This window comes from Pseudomonas sp. B14-6 (assembly GCF_013260315.1).
GTDB lineage: Bacteria > Pseudomonadota > Gammaproteobacteria > Pseudomonadales > Pseudomonadaceae > Aquipseudomonas > Aquipseudomonas mandelii.
In genome coordinates this window covers 1,408,252-1,425,042 of record NZ_CP053929.1, presented here as the reverse complement: position 1 = coordinate 1,425,042, position 16,791 = coordinate 1,408,252, and the positions used below count along the sequence as shown (strand labels likewise).

Here is a 16,791-nt window from a genome sequence, read left to right as displayed (position 1 = left end):
TCAGGGCCCGAAAACACAGTATCTTTCGCAATCCAGCTAGGCGGACCAGCGAATCCAAAATTCGCTATCGCAACAATAGCCAATAGCCAATAGCCAATAGCCAATAGCCAATAGCATGGGCAGAAATTTTATAGCGTTTTCTCCAATGCAAATATATGGGCTAAGACATCCCTCCACGGAACAGATTTATTGTCCGCTGAAAATAGCATTTAATGGCTTCTACGATCGGTTGCCTGACTAACCTCTTAGTGTGACCAGGTAACACCTAAGAATAATTACTCGGCTTGTCTAAGCGCTTCGATAACGAAGGTGACAGCTGCAATTGTGCGCAGTGCCTTTGTATGGCGAAATTATACAAACGCTGTGAATTGTCATGGTTCAATGAGGCGATAGGAGCGCCGAATCTTTATGAGGGCCGCTCATTGAGCAAATGCCCAGTCGCAAGAAAACGCTCGTCAAAGCGAACAGCGTTATCGCAATGTCCAGGTGGAGTTGGCGCACGCTAACCGTGTCGCGACGATGGGCCAACTGGCAGCTTCGATAGCCCATGAAGTCAGCCAGCCTATTGTCGCCACCGTTATGGGGGCTCACGCTGCGCTGCGTTGGATGGGCGCCCAGCCACCTAATCTTGGCGAGATAAAACAGGTACTCGACAACGTGATTAAGGATGCTCATCGCGCGGCCGAGGTTCTGGATCGGATCCGGGGGCATATCCGCAAGGCCCCGCCACAAAAGGGACCCGTAGACATCGCGAAAATCATCGGCGAAATGGTCGAATTCACTCGCAGTCAGGCAACCAGTAACGGTGCCTCGGTGCATACAGGCATCGCGCAAGATTTGCCGTTAGTACACGGCGATCGTGTAGAACTGCAGCAGGTGTTGCTGAATTTGATTCTTAACGCTTTAGAGGCAATGAGCCGCGTCAACGGCGGCGAGAGACAGTTACAGATCAACGCCGAGATGGAAGAGCAGGGCAGCGTGCTGGTGCAGGTGAGCGACAGCGGCCCAGGGTTCGCTGCAGGTGAAGCCGAGCGGGTGTTCACCGCTTTCTATGCGACCAAGGCGACCGGCCTGGGCATGGGGCTTTCAATCTGCCATTCGATCATAGAGGCGCATGGCGGTCGATTATGGACAAGTTCGAATCAGCCCCGGGGAGCGATGATTCAATTCTCTCTGCCGCCTCATACGCCTGCCTGATCGGTCGCGACTAGCCCTCTGCCTTGTCGATATTCGTGGGTAGGTCGTCCTGCCCCGGTAACTCAGTAATTACACTGAAGTCACTCACCTCAACGGCCCCCAACCCGTAGCCCAGCAAGTGAAAAGAGAACGCCTTGCGCGGCTGCGGATTGTCGAAACTGAAGTGCATCTCCAATGGCTGATCCGCAGTGACAATCATTTCTGCGGGGAGGCCCAATGGGACATCCTGTTCCCGCTCCTTGGCCTTGAGCAGAATGTAGGCATCCTGTTGTGGATCTACCGAGCGCACGGTCAGACGCACGCGAGTGAGTGAGCCCTTTGGCATTTCCAGGTACTGCGCACCAATGAGGTTATCGGCCCAGTCATCCTTGATCGCTGTCTGAAGAGGGATGATGGCGGAACTGCCGAACTGGTAGTGCTGGTTCAAGGGTGTGCGCAGCAGCGAATGATCCAGCGCCGTCGCTCTGGCTGCGATTTGACGGGCGCGCTTGCCTCCGTACTGACCAGTCAAGGTCGCATGTTCCGCGATGAAGCCTGGGCTGGCGTAATTCCGGCAGCGCTGTTGAAAGTCACACTCGGTCAAGGTGCCCTGACCATTGTGATAGCGCAGCTTGTCGTTGGTGTACGACATGATTTCGCGGCCCGTTTCATAGTCGCGAAACAGGGAGCGACCGCTCAAGGCTGGGGGAAGGGCAAGGCGAAATAGTCAAGTATCGAGGCACTCAGATCGACATGCCCGTAGACCCCGGACTTCACCTTGGGCAACTGATCCTGCTCGGGCGCGAGCATTAGATTGAAGCCCCAAGAGGACGCCAGGCGCACTCCATCGATACCGTGGGATTCATCCGAGGTGATCACCACCAGGGTGTCTTTCAACATTCCCTGACGTTCCAGGCCGTTGAGGAATTGCCCAAGCGCATCATCCAGATACCCGACGGCGGCCTGCTTGGGTGTGTCGTAGCGCTCCAGGTAGTCTTCAGGAGCCGAATAGGGCTGGTGGGTGCCAACGGTCAGTAGCGTCAGCATCCACGGTTTTTTCTGTTTTTTCAGCTGGCCAACGTACTCAAGGGCTCCTTCGAAGAAGGCCTTGTCGTCCTTGCCCCAAGGGAATTCCAGGTAGTTGCTGTTGGTGAACCATTCCAGTCCATGAGTGGCATCGAAACCGATGTGCGGCATGATCTTGTCTTTTGCCATGAAACGCAGGCCCGCACCCTGGAGATAGTGCGTGGCGAATCCGTTCTGGTGTAACTGGGCTGGCAGGCACGCTTGATTGCGTTCGCTCTGGGTCAACATTTCCACCCCCTTCGGCGTGCCGTTGTCCAGTTTGTCGTAATCGCCACACAGCATTGCATACAGACCGCGAATGGTTTGGTGGCTGTGAAGGACGTAGTCCGGCGTATTCATGCCGCGCTCTGCCCATTGACTGAGATTGGGCATGAGATTTTCCTGATAGCTGCTGTGCAAGGCTTCTCGATTAACACCCACGTAGGCGCCGGGAATACCTTCCAGCGCGATGATCAACACATTCCGCGCCCGCCCGGGAGCGGCGAGCAGTTTCTGTCCTTCCAGATCGAGTTGGGTGAGTCCCGCCATTTCTGGAGGGACATCGACAACATCACCTGCCAACCATTCTTCAGCACTTGACTGAACGTCTCCAACGCTCGCGGACAGTAACTGATGCGGGAGGTTGAACAAGCGCCAGGGGTCTTCGTCGGTGGGGTAGAGGTGCTGGGCGCCCCAGTGGCCGATCAACAGCAGCAACGGTGCTGCCCACACGCTACGTGGTAAGGCCGGAATAGGTTTGGAGCGGCCCATCCACTGCGTGATCAACCAGATCGCCAGTCCAAAGCACAGGGTGGCTGCCAGCCATGGCTGGGCGAAACCACCGCCGCTAGAGTTTTCCAAAAATTGAGGGTCAATCAAGTACTGCAGGTCTGTGGCGTTTGGAAACCTCCCGACCGCGCTGACGAGTTCAGCAGTCGCCAACGTCATAATTCCCCAAACCAGCAACACCGGCAGCGCTAACCACCAGGGACGACGCTGCAGGGTGACGATGAGAAGACTGGCAATTCCCAGATCTGAAAGGTAGCCGAGTGGACTCGACCAACCCAGTGCCGCACGCAGGCATAGAGGCAAGATCAGGACCAATCCGATCAGCGCGACGAGGCGCGCATAGGGTTGTCGTAACCAGTGACGGATAACGTTCACAAAAAGACCTTCCAGACATTAAAGCTTCATACAAGTGTGCTGAATGGTATCAAGCGATGGCAGGACTGCTCGGGAAATTCGAATAGAGGGAGGGGTACTGAAACGGTGGGTAGCCTGGATATTGGCCTGCCGGCTAAAAGCTTCAGCTCTTGACCCCCGTTCCAGAGCCCTGAATGAAGGATATTAATGCCGGGTGATGGCCGTGAACATTAACTGTTTCAGGCTGTTTAACGTGTTCCGTCCGATTGCGGGCGGACGTGCGCACGGCATCACAATGCCGGGTGACGAGAACGTTGTAAATCGCCACACTTTTGGCATTTTTCTGTGGTTAAACTATCAATCGAGTCACCATTCCACTTAGATCAACAGCCAGCCGTGACAACTCATTACTGGCCGCACTGGTTTGATTGGCACCTGCTGCAGACTGAGTCGACAGGTCGCGGATATTAACCAGATTACGATCAACCTCTCTAGATACTTGTGCCTGTTACTCCGAAGCGCTTGCAATGACCAGATTTCGCTCGTTGATCTGAGAAATAGGCTCGGTTATCTGTGTTAAAGAATCACCCGCGGCATTTGCCAGGAATTTCTCCGCACCATCCCCGCTCAACAAGTTGGCTCATCGTGCATGCCGTCGGTAATAACAAGGGCAGGTCATAAATCTGCCCCAGACCTGGTATGAGTGACTCTCTCTCGCTCGGTTGACGGGTCAATCCTTGATTTCACTCGGATCGCTGACCAACATTACTTTGTCCTGGATAGCGGCCAAGGTGTATTCGAGAAATGACCTGCCTCGTCCCAGATTCGCCGCCTTATCCTGCTGCAGTGCCTGTTGCAGAACGACGAGAAGATTCTGCGTCTTCGAGGATGAGACAGGCGTCAAATTGTCTTCTTCCAAATTCCCCTTTACGTATTTGGCAATGCGAGTGGACTGGCTTGCCGAATGGCTTATGGAAGCCTCGACCAACTCACCTTCGGCATAACCGATGCGGCTCGTGCTGCTGGCCTGATCGTTGATCTGGTAGTACAGGTAATTCTGCGATTCCGAGTCCGTCGTCAGCTCCAGCTTTTGCCCGGCATGCAGAGGCTTATGGTACTGGGCTGTCAGATGGGATTGCTGATCCTGAACAAGCGTGCGATTGAGCCGATTCGCACCTTTGGATTGCGTGGATTGGGACACGTCATAGCTGAATGAATCAAGTTCGGCAGGCCGCGCAGGATTGCCGTTTACAGTCTTCTCGGTGACCGTCGCACTGAAATCGGCCAGGCCGGTAAGCATGCTGCGGTCGGTGTCTGTCAGGTAGTTCGAGCCTGGGGGCTGCCGCACGGTTGCGGCGAGGCTTTCCGAGTAATTTGTGTGAACTGCCTTAAATGCACTATCGAACATCGACAGCAGGTGTCGGTCGCCGTCGCCTCGGTCGCGCGCCGCTTCTATTTGACGGATGTACCCCTCAAGCGCCTTGGCCTTCTGAGTGCTGTTGCCCAGAATCGCAGCATTTTTCAAGTCCACGGCTATGTTGAGATCGCCCGATGCGTCCTTCATGCTTACCCGGCGCTGGCTTGCATCGGCATGCAGCTCAAGGGTCTGCGTGCTGTCATCGCTGAGCTTGAATCGTGTCACCAGATCGACCGAGGAAAACACCTTGGAGTCGAACTGAATCAAGGTGTCCAGTTTGAGTTGCGGAGGCACCGCAGTGAGCCCTTGAATGGCCGACTCAAATCCATCTGCCATTGCGCCCAGCGCAGCAAGTTCTTCTTTGCTGAGATCACCACCCTCGACCTGCGCCTGTACCGCCAGCGCATTGTCCTGACTGGAGAGGGTCAGTTGGATAGTTTTGCCACTCGCTGTATTCAGCGTGAGGCTGATGGAGTTATCTGCGATGCCACTATGGAGTTTGGCTTGGGCAGCCGCCAGTTCGCCAGCTTCAAGAGGCCTTCCAGTCGATGAGCGAAGGACTGACTGGGAAATGTTCTTGTTGGTCTCAGCCAGTTGCAAAAGCAGCGATGCGCCCAGATTTTGGAACCGGCCGGCCGTCGACGAACTTCCGAAATTGCCCCTCATGTGCAAGGACACTTTGTCATGCTGCGTGTATTCCCAGGAAAGCGGTGCGTCAAGCTGCGCTATCCCGCCCCGGGAGGTATACGTCAGTGCATCGACGGCTTTGTTATCTTGCAGCAAGGTGACTATCGACGAGGGCGAATCAGTGACGGCTGTTGATTCGATGGGATTGCCGATGGGCACGGTGGCCGCCACTTTAGCGATTGCCAGTGGCTGGGGGGCGGAGATTGAAGATATCAGGGTCACGGCAGCTCCATGCTCATTAAGTTCCTACCTCACTAGTCGGCGGTGATAGTGACAACTTGAGGTCCGATCCCGGAGGTACTACCGGAAAACGACAACCTTGCAGGGATCAGATACCAAGCCAGTCACCTTATGATCAGTCTCTTGTTGCCTGGCTGTAGAATCGTGCATCAATCCCCGGGCGATCAGAGGGAAGGGCACAAACACCCGGGGCCAACAAAACTTGCTGCCAGAATTTTTTTTGAAATCAAGGGGTTGCCAGCCTCAGGAAATGAGTACATAATTCACGCCATCGAAAGCACAGACGGCTGAAAAAGCTCAATGTTTTCAAGGAGATAGAGCGTGAATCATAAGCTCGTTTCCTGTTCCAGGTTTGTACACATTTGATGTTGCGCTACATGACATCAGATGTTTGAGGCCGAGTAGCAAAATGGTTATGCAGTGGATTGCAAATCCACCTACGCCGGTTCGATTCCGACCTCGGCCTCCACTATAAACAAGCTCCGTAGATCTATGATTTACGGAGCTTTTTTATTTGCGCAACCTTGCAAGATTTTGTCTTGAAAAGGGGATCTGCGAACTTGCTTCACCGGGGCGGTATGTATATATTTCGTCCTCTGTTGCACAAGCCAGACAGCTTCACCGCGCTACCGCCCGAATGGCGAAACTGGTAGACGCATGGGACTTAAAATCCCCCGCTCGTAAGGGCGTGCCGGTTCGATTCCGGCTTCGGGCACCATACATATCAAAGGCCTGCATGAGGAAACTCATGCAGGCCTTTGTCGTTTCTGCTCCGCAATTCTTGATAAATGACCCTCGTCAACCTCAAACCTGGTTCTGCCAGATTTTTGTAGCAGCGGTGCGCCGAACATAATCGCTGAAGTCGCGCGCGGGCCGGCCAAGTGCGCGCTGAACGCCATTGGCTAACGGCGTGTTGCGACCGTCGAGCACCGTGGTGAAGAGATAAAGCACCAGGTCAATCAACGGCGCAGGAAGTTGTGCCTGCTCCAGTGCCTGACGATATGCATCCGGCGGTACGGCGACGAAACTGATCTCGCGCCCGGTCCCTTGAGCAATCTCATCGACCGCTTGGGCAAAAGTCAGTGCCCGTGGCCCGGTCAATTCATAGAGTTGGCGTGAATGCCCCGGTTGGGTCAGTGCCTGGACTGCAATTTCGGCAATGTCCTCCACATCGACGAAGGGCTCCGCGATATTACCGACGGGAAGGGCCAGTTCTCCTTCAAGAATGGGCTCCAGAAAATGCGCCTCACTGAAGTTCTGGAAGAACCAGCTGGCCCGCAGGATCGTCCAGTCGACACCGCTGTTTTGAATGACGCGTTCGGCTTGTTCCGCTTCAACCTCGCCACGTCCGGACAGCAGAACCAATTTGCCGACGCCACGTTTGACGGCCAGGTTGGTAAACGCCTGGATAGTATCGAGGGCACCCGGAATGGCGAGGTCCGGTTGATAGGAAATGTAAACAGCGTGAACACCATCAAGCGCCGCATCCCAGGTCCGTCGATTTTCCCAGTCAAAGGGAGGATTAGCGCCGCGAGAACCCAAGCGCACGGGCAATCCCGCGGCCTGGAGATGCTGGGTGATCCTGCGCCCTGTTTTACCGGTCGCACCGAGAACGAGGAGGGTGTCCTGAGTGGTTTTCATCGCGTTCATCTCCATCGGGTTAATGTGAGTAATGCTCACGTTAAGAAGATGATAAACGCTCATGTTCTACCGTCAACCAATGTTAAAGAGGAAACCGACATACGGATGCAACCACTTGGGGGCGTTCGCGGGTGGTGCTAAGGTGAGTGCTTGTCATGTTATTGATCGGAATCACGCCAGTGCCAAAGAAAGCTGCCACCGGGCTCGAGCAACCTGTTACGGAGCCGACCCGCCGCAATCCCACGCAACAACGCAGTCGCGAGCGGCAGGAGCGAATCCTAGCGGTGGCGACGCAACTGATCGCAACCAAGGGCAGCGACCAGGTAAAAATGAGCGAAATTGCCGAATGCTCGGAGATCTCGATCGGATCGCTTTATCAGTACTTCCCTGACAAGAGCTCGGTCATTCGCACACTGGCCGAGCGCTATAACGCGGCAAGCCGTCGTTGTATCGAAGAGGCGCTGGTGACGGTGCAAGATGCGCAAGGGTTGGCGGATGCCTATTCGGACCTGCTGGATCAGTATTACGAGATCGTTCAGGCCGAACCTGCGATGCGTGATATTTGGTCAGGCATGCAGGCAGACAAGCAGTTGCTGGCGTTGGAGCTGGAGGAGAGTCGTGTGGCGGGCGGCTTGCTGGCCGATGCGATGCTGCGTGTGTTTCCAGGCAGCGATGCGCAGCGGGTTGCTGATTCTGCCTTTCTGATCTGGCAGCTAGGTGAAGCGACTATGCGACTGGCCATTTCTTGTGCGCCCGAAGAGGGCCGGCGGTTGTTTGAAGCCTTCAAGCGCATGTCGCTCGCTGAAATCATGGAGCCGGCGAACTTGAACACGTGCGACTCATCAACAGACCTGTCAGGGCCAATCCCCCGGTGAGAGCGAGCCGGCTCGCGATGGTTGAAGGTCAGTCACATCAATGTTGAATGTGCTGCCCTCATCGCGAGCAGGTTCTCTCCCGCATGAGATCTTTCCTGGCGCAGTTTTTAAACGAAAGGCTGGCCGGTAAAACCACGGGGTAACCTTTGCAATCCGGCCATGGCGGTCAACCGTTGTACCCAGGCGGCGCGCCAGTCATTGGCGGTGTGAGTGACTTTGGCCTTACGCGCAGCACGGCGTGCTGCGTTACGTTCGGCTTTGCGCGCGTCCTTGAACGCGTCGGTGTTGCGGCAGCTTCTGCACTTTACGCGGGTCAATTCGCTGGTTGATGTGAGATTGCTGCCTTTGTGACCGCAGGCCAGATGCCCGCTGACTTTGAAGTGAGTGACCATGGGACGTCTCCTTCGTGACGTGTGACTGTTTGACCTCCAGCTAATGAAGACGTTCGTTGGCTGCCCAGCGGGCAAAAAAATGGCCTGCATGCGGGCAGGCCAGGGGTTCATCAAAGGAGTGAACCCACTGTAGGGTGTATGTTGTGAACGTTACGTGAAAAGAAGTCACAAAAAATCCCGGCGTCAGGCCAGGTAGGGTGTGGAGAGAAAGATAATCAGACAGGCACGGACGCACTGACGATGAAGTCGCCGTTCACACGTCCTGGATCAGGCCCTGTTCTTGAATCGCGCGCCCAGATCGAATCATCTGAACCGCGGAAGAGGCGGGTCGACAGGTTTTAACGAAGACAGGGTGTTTCGAATCAGTGGCGCGTCTTTTTCAATGTCGTTCAGGCGGTCACGAATTCTGAGGGCTGTCGGATGCCCTCCTTGATGGTCTACCCAATCGGCAATCTCCTTGCACGCAGCGGCAAGTCGAGCCTGGCGGGAGTCGAGCAGGGTAAGCAGGGTGGTGATGGACTCTTTTTCGGACATGGCAAACACCTCCGTTCAAGAAACCTGACAAATAGCAGCAAAAAGCCCGCTGGGTGCGAGCTTTCTGCCGATGGGGTCGCTGGTCCTTCAGCTGATTTCAGTATAGACCCGGACTTCAGGCTTGTCGGGCCGTCACTTGTGACCTGGTATTGAGCTGCCGGCATTCACGTTGGGCATCTTCTTCAAGATCAAAGCCGTCACCGATAAAGCCACGGGTGCGGGTATCTTCAATGCGATACCAGACGGCGGCGTCGGGTGGCGGGTGGCCGGATTCTCCGGCCCGGCGGCCATGAATGATGATCTTGTTGCAACGCTTCACAACGAAAATGTCTTCCATGGCGTCACCGCAGCTGATTCATGTCCACATCAACTATAGAAGTTCTTTGCAATCGTGCAAAAAATGGACGGGTCATTTCGTCGATTCTGCCTCAGCGATCATTTTCTCCAGATACATGGCGAGCCCGACTTCTTCTGCCCTGAGACCTTTACGCAGTCTCGGCCGCGGCAGTTGGGCCAAGGCGCCGAGCATAAAACCTTCGAGCACCGCCGGGTGGATGTAGCACTTGCGGCACACGGCCGGGGTGTTACCGAGTTGCCTGGCAACGTTCTTGACCATCTCGACCACATGCCGTTTCGCGTCCGACTCAGGCTCCCACTGCAACTCACGCAGCACCGACAACGCCAGGACGCTCCCGGCCCATGTTCGATAATCCTTGGCCGTGAAGTCGGCGCCGGTGAGGGTTTGCAGGTAGGCATTGACATCTGAGGAGCTGACGGTGTGTCGCTCGCCATTTTCGTCCAGGTATTGGAAAAGGTCTTGCCCGGGAATCTCCAGGCAGCGCTTGATAATTCGCGCCAGGCGTCGGTCTTTCACGGTGATCTGATGCTCGACACCACTCTTGCCGCGAAACTGGAACAGGATCGCGCTGCCGTTGACCTCGACGTGACGGCTGCGCAGGGTGGTCAGGCCATAGGAGCGATTTTCCCGGGCGTATTGCGTGTTGCCGACCCGGATCAGCGTCGCATCGAGCAAGGTAATCACGGTGGCCATGACTTTATCTCGGCTGAAACCCGGAGCGTCCAGCAGCGTTTCAAGCTGTTTGCGCAGCTTCGGCAGTGCCAGGCCAAAGTCCCGCAGGCGTGAGTATTTATCGGCATCGCGCACTTCGCGCCAACGCGCGTGATAACGGTATTGCTTGCGACCGCGAGCGTCACGGCCGGTGGCTTGCAAATGACCACGTGGGTCGGCGCAGATCCACACATTGGTATAGGCCGGCGGCACGGCAAGGGCGTTGAGGCGCTTGATTTCGTCGGGATCGGTAATGCGCTGGCCCGCAGGATCGAAGTAGCAGAATTTGCCGCGCAAGCGTTTGCGGGTGATTCCAGGCTGCGTGTCGTCGACGTAGTGCAGGTCGGGTGGCAGCACATCGGGCAGCGCGGTATCGGGCATGGCAAAAAATCCTTGGCAACGAAGTCAGGGGGCCTGTACAGCCATTGACCGCGTCCATTCGCCGTGGTGCCGACGAATTTACGCCAGCACGGCCACCGCTTTGATCTGCGCCCAGAGTTGCTGGCCGGGGTGCACGCCCAGTTGGTCCCGGGAGTAGCGGGTGATGCGTGCCAGCAGCGGTGTGCCGGCCGCATTCAGGCGGATCAGCACGTGGGCGGCGTTATCGGCGCCGATTTCGCTGATCACCGTCACCGGCAAGCGATTGAGGATGCTGCTGTGCTCGACGCCTTGCAGGCTCAGGCTGACATCCCTCGCCTGGACCTTGCAACGCAGCGCCTGGCCTTGGGTCATCGGAGCGTGCGCCACGCGAATGCTCAGGTCGGTATCGGGCAGCTGCAGCGTCAGCAACTGATAGTGCGGGTCATAGGCGCTGACATGGCCTTCAATCACCACGCCCGCATCGTCGCCCAGCGCCAGGGGCAAATCGAGACGCGCCAGGGTTTCACCGATTGGTCCGCTGGCCAACGCCTTGCCCTCGCTGAGCAGGACGATGTGGTCGGCCAGTCGGGCGACCTCATCCTGTGAGTGGCTGACGTACAGCACCGGGATATCGAGTTCATCGTGCAGGCGTTGCAGATAAGGCAGGATTTCGTTTTTGCGCTGGCTATCCAGCGCCGCCAGCGGTTCGTCCATCAGCAACAGTTTGGGGCTGGTGAGCAGCGCGCGGGCGATGCCGATTCGTTGCCGTTCGCCTCCGGACAGGTGCTGCGGATGGCGGTCCAGCAGATGACCAATGCCCAACAGTTCAGTGGCATGCGCCATGTCAACCCGGCGTTGCTGCCTGGGGATGCGCTTCAGCCCGAACTCCAGATTGGCCAGCACCGAAAGGTGAGGAAACAGGCTGGCCTCCTGAAAAACATACCCCAGCGCACGTTTATGCGGCGGTACGAAAATCTTCTTGTCACTGTCCTGCCAGACTTCATCGTTGACCTGAATAAAGCCGTGTTCGGCCTGCTCCAGACCGGCGATACAGCGCAGGCACGTGGTCTTGCCTGACCCGGAATGGCCGTAAAGTGCCGTCACTCCGCGGCCGGGCAATTGCAGATCCACCTCCAGGGCGAATCCTGAATAAGTCAGTTTAAGGCGCATATGAATCATCGATCAGCTCCAGCCCGCTTTGGTTTTACGGCTGGAATAGAGCGCCAGCAATACGGCAAAGGAGAACACCAGCATTGCCCCGGCGAGCCAATGGGCCTGGGCATATTCCATGGCTTCAACGTGATCGTAGATCTGCACCGAGACCACGCGGGTCTTGTCGGGAATGTTGCCGCCGATCATCAGCACCACGCCGAACTCGCCGACAGTGTGGGCGAAACCGAGAATGGCCGCGGTGATGAAGCCGGGGCGAGCCAGCGGCAGAATCACGCTGAAAAAGGTGTCCCATGGATTGGCGCGCAAGGTGGCGGCCACTTCTAGCGGGCGGGTGCCAATGGCGGAAAAGGCGTTTTGCAGCGGCTGGACCACGAACGGCATCGAGTACAGCACCGAACCGATCACCAGTCCCGCAAAACTGAATGTGAGCGTGCCGAGCCCCAATGACTGGGTGAATTGGCCGACAAAACCGTTAGGGCCGAGCGCCAACAACAAATAAAAGCCAATCACCGTGGGCGGCAGGACCAGGGGCAGGGCGACAATTGCCCCGACCGGGCCGCGCAACCACGAGCGTGTGCGCGACAGCCATAACGCAATCGGAGTGCCGATGATCAACAGGATAACCGTCGTCAGGGACGCCAGTTTCAGGGTCAGCCAGATGGCGGAAAAGTCGGCACTCGTCAGCGTCATTTAGAGTTGGTAACCGTAGGACTTGATAATAGCGGCGGCTTTCGGCCCCTTGAGGTAGTCAGCCAGTGCCTTGGCGGCCGGGTTTTCCTTGCCCTTGTTGAGGATCACCGCGTCTTGTTTGATCGGGTCGTGCATGTCGGCCGGGACGATCCAGGCCGAACCGCCGGTGACTTTGCCGTCTTTGTAGATCTGCGACAAGGCCACGAAGCCGAGTTCAGCGTTGCCGGTGGAAACGAACTGATAGGCCTGGGTGATGTTCTGGCCTTCAACGAGCTTGTCTTTGACCTTGTCGGTCAGGCCCAGTTTGGCCAGCACCTGAGTGGCGGCAAGGCCATAAGGCGCGGCTTTCGGGTTGGCGATGGAAAGGTGCTTGTATTCGTTCCTTTTCAACACATCGCCCTTGGCATCGACGTAATCCTCCTTGGCTGACCACAGTGCCAGCGTGCCTACGGCGTAGGTGAAGCGCGAACCCTTGACGGTGTCGCCTTCAGCTTCGAGTTTTTGCGGGGTGGTGTCGTCGGCAGAGAGGAACACTTCGAACGGCGCGCCATTCTTGATCTGGGCGTAGAACTGACCGGTTGCACCAACGGAGGTGACCAGTTTATGCCCGGTGTCTTTTTCGAAATCGGCGGCGATGGCCTGGATCGGCGCGGTGAAGTTGGCGGCGACGGCCACCTGGACTTCGCCTGCCTGAGCGGAGCCGAACGCGAAGACGGCGAGCAGGCTTGCGAGGCAGGTCGGGGCAAAACGTGAGGCACGCATGGGCATGAAACGGCTCCGTGATAGGCGAACGCAACGAGGGGGCGAAACGCTATATATCGAAATATATAGCGTAATGCCCGCAAACGGAATGTGTTGGAGCCGAGTCTGTGAAATTGCGTGATCCTGGAGCAGCAGGCTACAGCAGCGTGCTTCAGCGACGGAGCAACTTGGCCAAACCTTCCTCCGCCAAACGCCGAGTCAGCTCTGCCGTACTCACTTCAACGCCCAACGTGAATGCCTGCCCAGCCCAGAGATTGCTGAAATCCGCTTCGCCCTTGGCCCGCAACGGCATCAACGCACCACCGGCCAACGGGAAGGCCGGGGCTTTATCGCTCATGGGGCCGAGTTCGCGCATCACCCGATTGAGAATTCCTCGTGCTGGGCGGCCGGTGAAAAGATTGGTCACCGCCGTCTCGCTTTCCTTGGCCGTGCGCAGCGCCTTGTGGTGAGACGCGCTGACCTTGGCCTCCGGCGTGAACAGGTAAGCCGTCCCCACCTGCACCGCCGAAGCGCCCAACAGAAAAGCTGCCGCCACCCCCCGCGCATCACTGATCCCACCCGCTGCAATCACCGGCACTTTCACCGCATCGACGACCTGAGGCACGAGGGCGAATGTGCCGACCTGACTGCTCAAGTCATCGCTGAGGAACATTCCCCGATGTCCGCCTGCCTCGTAGCCCATGGCGATGATCGCGTCGCAGCCATGTTGTTCCAGCCAGACGGCTTCTTCGACGGTGGTCGCCGAGGAAAGAATTTTCGCCCCGGTGGCTTTTACCCGATCCAGCAGTGATTGTTCCGGCAGGCCGAAGTGAAAACTCACGACTTCGGGACGGAATTCTTCGAGCACTTCGCAGGCGGCGTTATCGAACGGCGCGCGATTGGATACCGGTGTTGGGGCCTCGAAATCGACGCCCAGTTCCCGATAATACGGTTCCAGCAGGTTTTTCCATTCCCGAGCCCGTTGCTCATCGGCGGCCGGGGTCTGATGGCAAAAATAGTTGATATTGAACGGACGCTGGCTCTGTTGGCGGATCGTCTTCAGCTCTTCGCACAACTGCTCGATGCTCAGCATCGCCGCGGGCATCGAGCCCAGGCCGCCAGCGTTACTCGCGGCGATAACCATGGCCGAGCCGGTAGCGCCGGCCATAGGAGCCTGGATGATCGGCAGTTCGATGCCGAGCAGGTCAAGAATACGGGTGTCTGGCCATTGGCTCATTTCAATGATTCTCCGGCGGATAGAACCGGTTTTTTACCAGCAATGGTTGATGTAGAGCCAGTCGACTTTTGTATCCGGGACGTTTTCCGTTATTCAAGGATCGCAAAAAAAAGGCGTAACCGCACGTCATGGTAGTGCTCGGTGCATCGTAGGTTTGGCTAAAGTCTTGTACGGCGAGATGTTTCTTTGTGGTATTTCAATGCCCCCACAACCGGATCGATTGCATTGAGAGGCAATGATGTTCAAAGGTATTTTGATCGACAAAGACGACAGCGGTTACCGGGCCACACTGCAAGAGATCAATGACGATCAACTGCCCGAGGGCGATGTGACGGTGCGGGTCGCGTACAGCACCTTGAACTTCAAGGATGGCCTGGCGATCACCGGCAGCAGCCCGGTGGTCAGGAAATTCCCCATGGTGCCCGGAATCGACCTGGCCGGTACGGTCGAAGTCAGCGAGCATCCGGACTACAAGGTCGGTGACCAGGTCTTGCTCAATGGCTGGGGCGTAGGCGAAGGGCATTGGGGCGGGCTCGCACAAAAAGCGCGCCTCAAGGGTGACTGGCTGATCCCACTGCCCAAGGAATTCACCGCGGCTCAAGCCATGGCAATCGGCACGGCCGGTTACACGGCGATGCTGTGCATCCTGGCGCTGGAACATAATGGTGTCACGCCTGAGCAGGGCGAAGTCCTGGTCACCGGGGCCAACGGCGGCGTAGGCAGTTTCGCCATCGCGCTGCTGAGCAAGCTTGGCTATAAAGTCGTAGCGTCCACGGGGCGCACCGCCGAGCACGATTACCTCAAGCAACTGGGCGCCAGCGAGATCATTGATCGCGCCACTCTGTCCTTGCCGGGCAAGCCGCTGGCCAAGGAACGCTGGGCGGCGGTGATCGACTCGGTCGGCAGCCACACGCTGGCCAACGCCTGCGCCAGCACCAAGGCCAATGGCACGGTCGCCGCCTGTGGTCTTGCACAAGGCATGGATTTCCCGGCCTCCGTCGCGCCGTTCATTTTGCGTGGCGTGACGTTGGCCGGGATCAACAGCGTGACCCAGCCCAAAGCCAAGCGGATGGAAGCCTGGAATCGGCTGGCCAAGGATCTGGACTTCGCGTTGCTGCCACTGATCAGCCATGAAATCGGCTTGAGCGAAGCCATCGACGCCGCACCGCGCTTGCTCGCCGGGCAATTGCGCGGGCGGGTGGTGGTCGATGTGAATCGCTGATTACACGGTTTCACGTTCCAGCAACTGACGCTTGCGCTCGACACCCCAGCGATAGCCCGAGAGGTTGCCGTCGCTGCGTACCACGCGGTGGCACGGGATCGCCACTGCAATACTGTTCGCGCCGCAGGCCTGAGCCACGGCGCGCACGGCTTTGGGCGCGCCGATACGCTGAGCGATATCGGCGTAGCTGGCGGTGCTGCCTGCAGGAATCTCCCGCAGCGCCTGCCAGACCCGCTCTTGAAAAGCGGTGCCGCGCACGTCCAGCGGCAAATCCAGGCCAATTGCCGGGGCCTCGATAAAACCGACCACCTTGGCAATCAACTGCTCGAACGCGTGATCGGCGCCAATCAGATTCGCCCGCCGAAACTTGTCCTGCAGATCGCAAACCAGTTGATGCGGATCATCCCCCAGCAGGATCGCGCAAACACCGCGTTCACTTTGCGCCACCAGAATGGCCCCCAGGGAACACTGGCCAACGGCAAAACGAATGTCGTTGTTCTGGCCCGCCGCGCGGTAATCCCCCGGCTTCATGCCCAGCAGTTTATCGGCCGATTCATAGAAGCGGCTGTTGGAGTTGAAACCGGCGTCATACAGGGCGTCGGTGACTGAGCCGCCGTCGGCCAGGCGTTCGCGCACTTTGCGGGAACGATGGGCGGTGGCGTACCCCTTGGGTGTCAGCCCGGTCACGGCTTTGAACACGCGGTGGAAATGGAAGCTGCTCAGGCCCGCTGCCTGCGCCAGCTCACTTAACGCAGGCGGATTTTCGGCGGATTCGATGTGGCGGCAGGCGACAGCGACGGTTGCGGTGTGTTGTGCGGCGACATCGCTTTGATCCTTCGTGGCCCGTTTGCTGGGACGATAGCCCGCCGCCAGGGCTTGTTCTGCCGTGTCGAAAAATTCGACATTCTGCGGTTTCGGCAAGCGCGCCAGGCTGCTGGGGCGGCAATAGATTCCGGTGGTTTTCACGGCGTAGACAAACTGCCCGTCGGCACCGGGATCCCGTGCAACGACGGCGGCCCAACGAGGATCGTCCTCGGTGGCAATCCTGGTCGAATGAGTTGTCATGGTTTCATGTCCGTTGACCCGTTTTTTTCAGATTAACAAGCCCCCGACACCACAGCACTCCGAG

Annotated in this window: 13 protein-coding genes, 2 tRNA genes and 3 pseudogenes; 5 read left to right on the top strand and 13 right to left on the bottom strand. The window is 57.5% G+C overall.

All coding sequences use genetic code 11. The features are described from left to right. Nucleotides 1-435: 435 nt before the first annotated feature. A pseudogene (locus HP062_RS06470) lies at nucleotides 436-1,197 on the top strand (sensor histidine kinase); the annotation flags it as partial. A 10-nt stretch (nucleotides 1,198-1,207) separates the two neighbouring features. Here the strand turns inward: HP062_RS06470 and HP062_RS06465 are convergent. From HP062_RS06465 to HP062_RS06455, 3 genes and pseudogenes are all read right to left on the bottom strand, one after another. Continuing rightward, a pseudogene (locus HP062_RS06465) lies at nucleotides 1,208-3,405 on the bottom strand (LTA synthase family protein). Between the two features lie 328 nt (nucleotides 3,406-3,733). Then, a pseudogene (locus HP062_RS06460) lies at nucleotides 3,734-3,988 on the bottom strand (methyl-accepting chemotaxis protein); the annotation flags it as partial. A 126-nt stretch (nucleotides 3,989-4,114) separates the two neighbouring features. Further along, nucleotides 4,115-5,710 (bottom strand): lactate dehydrogenase, encoded by a 1,596-nt coding sequence (locus HP062_RS06455; protein ID WP_172791095.1) that lies wholly within the window; start codon nucleotides 5,708-5,710, stop codon nucleotides 4,115-4,117. Between the two features lie 413 nt (nucleotides 5,711-6,123). Here HP062_RS06455 and HP062_RS06450 point away from each other — a divergent pair. Together HP062_RS06450 and HP062_RS06445 are read left to right on the top strand one after the other, a co-directional pair. Beyond that, nucleotides 6,124-6,197: transfer RNA gene (locus HP062_RS06450), tRNA-Cys, on the top strand. A gap of 162 nt (nucleotides 6,198-6,359) precedes the next feature. Further along, a tRNA-Leu gene (locus HP062_RS06445) sits at nucleotides 6,360-6,446 on the top strand. A gap of 86 nt (nucleotides 6,447-6,532) precedes the next feature. Here the strand turns inward: HP062_RS06445 and HP062_RS06440 are convergent. After that, a complete protein-coding gene (locus HP062_RS06440; RefSeq protein WP_172791094.1) occupies nucleotides 6,533-7,369 on the bottom strand; it encodes an NAD(P)H-binding protein in 837 nt (278 codons plus the stop codon). A gap of 155 nt (nucleotides 7,370-7,524) precedes the next feature. On the opposite strand from HP062_RS06440, the gene HP062_RS06435 reads away from it, so the two are divergent. Then, the gene (locus HP062_RS06435) at nucleotides 7,525-8,244 is read left to right on the top strand and encodes a TetR/AcrR family transcriptional regulator (RefSeq protein WP_077747730.1); all 720 of its coding nucleotides are present in this window, start codon (nucleotides 7,525-7,527) and stop codon (nucleotides 8,242-8,244) included. A gap of 107 nt (nucleotides 8,245-8,351) precedes the next feature. Here HP062_RS06435 and HP062_RS06430 read toward each other — a convergent pair whose 3' ends face one another. The 8 genes from HP062_RS06430 to HP062_RS06395 form a co-directional block, all read right to left on the bottom strand. Beyond that, nucleotides 8,352-8,636 (bottom strand): hypothetical protein, encoded by a 285-nt coding sequence (locus tag HP062_RS06430; RefSeq protein ID WP_010460748.1) that lies wholly within the window; start codon nucleotides 8,634-8,636, stop codon nucleotides 8,352-8,354. A gap of 303 nt (nucleotides 8,637-8,939) precedes the next feature. Beyond that, nucleotides 8,940-9,170: a hypothetical protein gene (locus HP062_RS06425; protein WP_010460746.1), complete on the bottom strand. Its 231-nt coding sequence runs from the start codon at nucleotides 9,168-9,170 to the stop codon at nucleotides 8,940-8,942. A 115-nt stretch (nucleotides 9,171-9,285) separates the two neighbouring features. After that, nucleotides 9,286-9,507 (bottom strand): hypothetical protein, encoded by a 222-nt coding sequence (locus HP062_RS06420; protein ID WP_010460745.1) that lies wholly within the window; start codon nucleotides 9,505-9,507, stop codon nucleotides 9,286-9,288. Nucleotides 9,508-9,579: 72 nt separating this feature from the next. Continuing rightward, on the bottom strand, nucleotides 9,580-10,620 hold the full coding sequence (locus HP062_RS06415; RefSeq protein ID WP_010460743.1) for a DNA topoisomerase IB: 1,041 nt from the start codon (nucleotides 10,618-10,620) through the stop codon (nucleotides 9,580-9,582). Nucleotides 10,621-10,698: 78 nt separating this feature from the next. Next, nucleotides 10,699-11,778, bottom strand: a complete 1,080-nt coding sequence (gene modC, locus HP062_RS06410; RefSeq protein WP_172791093.1) for a molybdenum ABC transporter ATP-binding protein — start codon at nucleotides 11,776-11,778, stop codon at nucleotides 10,699-10,701. Between the two features lie 3 nt (nucleotides 11,779-11,781). Further along, a complete protein-coding gene (gene modB, locus HP062_RS06405; protein ID WP_077747734.1) occupies nucleotides 11,782-12,462 on the bottom strand; it encodes a molybdate ABC transporter permease subunit in 681 nt (226 codons plus the stop codon). Continuing rightward, complete coding sequence (gene modA / locus HP062_RS06400) at nucleotides 12,463-13,230, bottom strand: molybdate ABC transporter substrate-binding protein (protein ID WP_256666105.1); 768 nt, start codon at nucleotides 13,228-13,230, stop codon at nucleotides 12,463-12,465. A gap of 145 nt (nucleotides 13,231-13,375) precedes the next feature. Beyond that, complete coding sequence (locus tag HP062_RS06395; RefSeq protein WP_172791092.1) at nucleotides 13,376-14,440, bottom strand: nitronate monooxygenase family protein; 1,065 nt, start codon at nucleotides 14,438-14,440, stop codon at nucleotides 13,376-13,378. A 238-nt stretch (nucleotides 14,441-14,678) separates the two neighbouring features. Between HP062_RS06395 and HP062_RS06390 the strand changes: the two genes are divergently transcribed. Next, nucleotides 14,679-15,662 carry an MDR family oxidoreductase gene (locus tag HP062_RS06390; protein ID WP_083377304.1) on the top strand — a complete coding sequence of 328 codons (984 nt, stop codon included), beginning with the start codon at nucleotides 14,679-14,681 and terminating at the stop codon, nucleotides 15,660-15,662. Here HP062_RS06390 and ada read toward each other — a convergent pair whose 3' ends face one another. Continuing rightward, the gene (gene ada, locus HP062_RS06385) at nucleotides 15,663-16,727 is read right to left on the bottom strand and encodes a bifunctional DNA-binding transcriptional regulator/O6-methylguanine-DNA methyltransferase Ada (protein WP_172791091.1); all 1,065 of its coding nucleotides are present in this window, start codon (nucleotides 16,725-16,727) and stop codon (nucleotides 15,663-15,665) included. Nucleotides 16,728-16,791 lie beyond the last annotated feature (64 nt).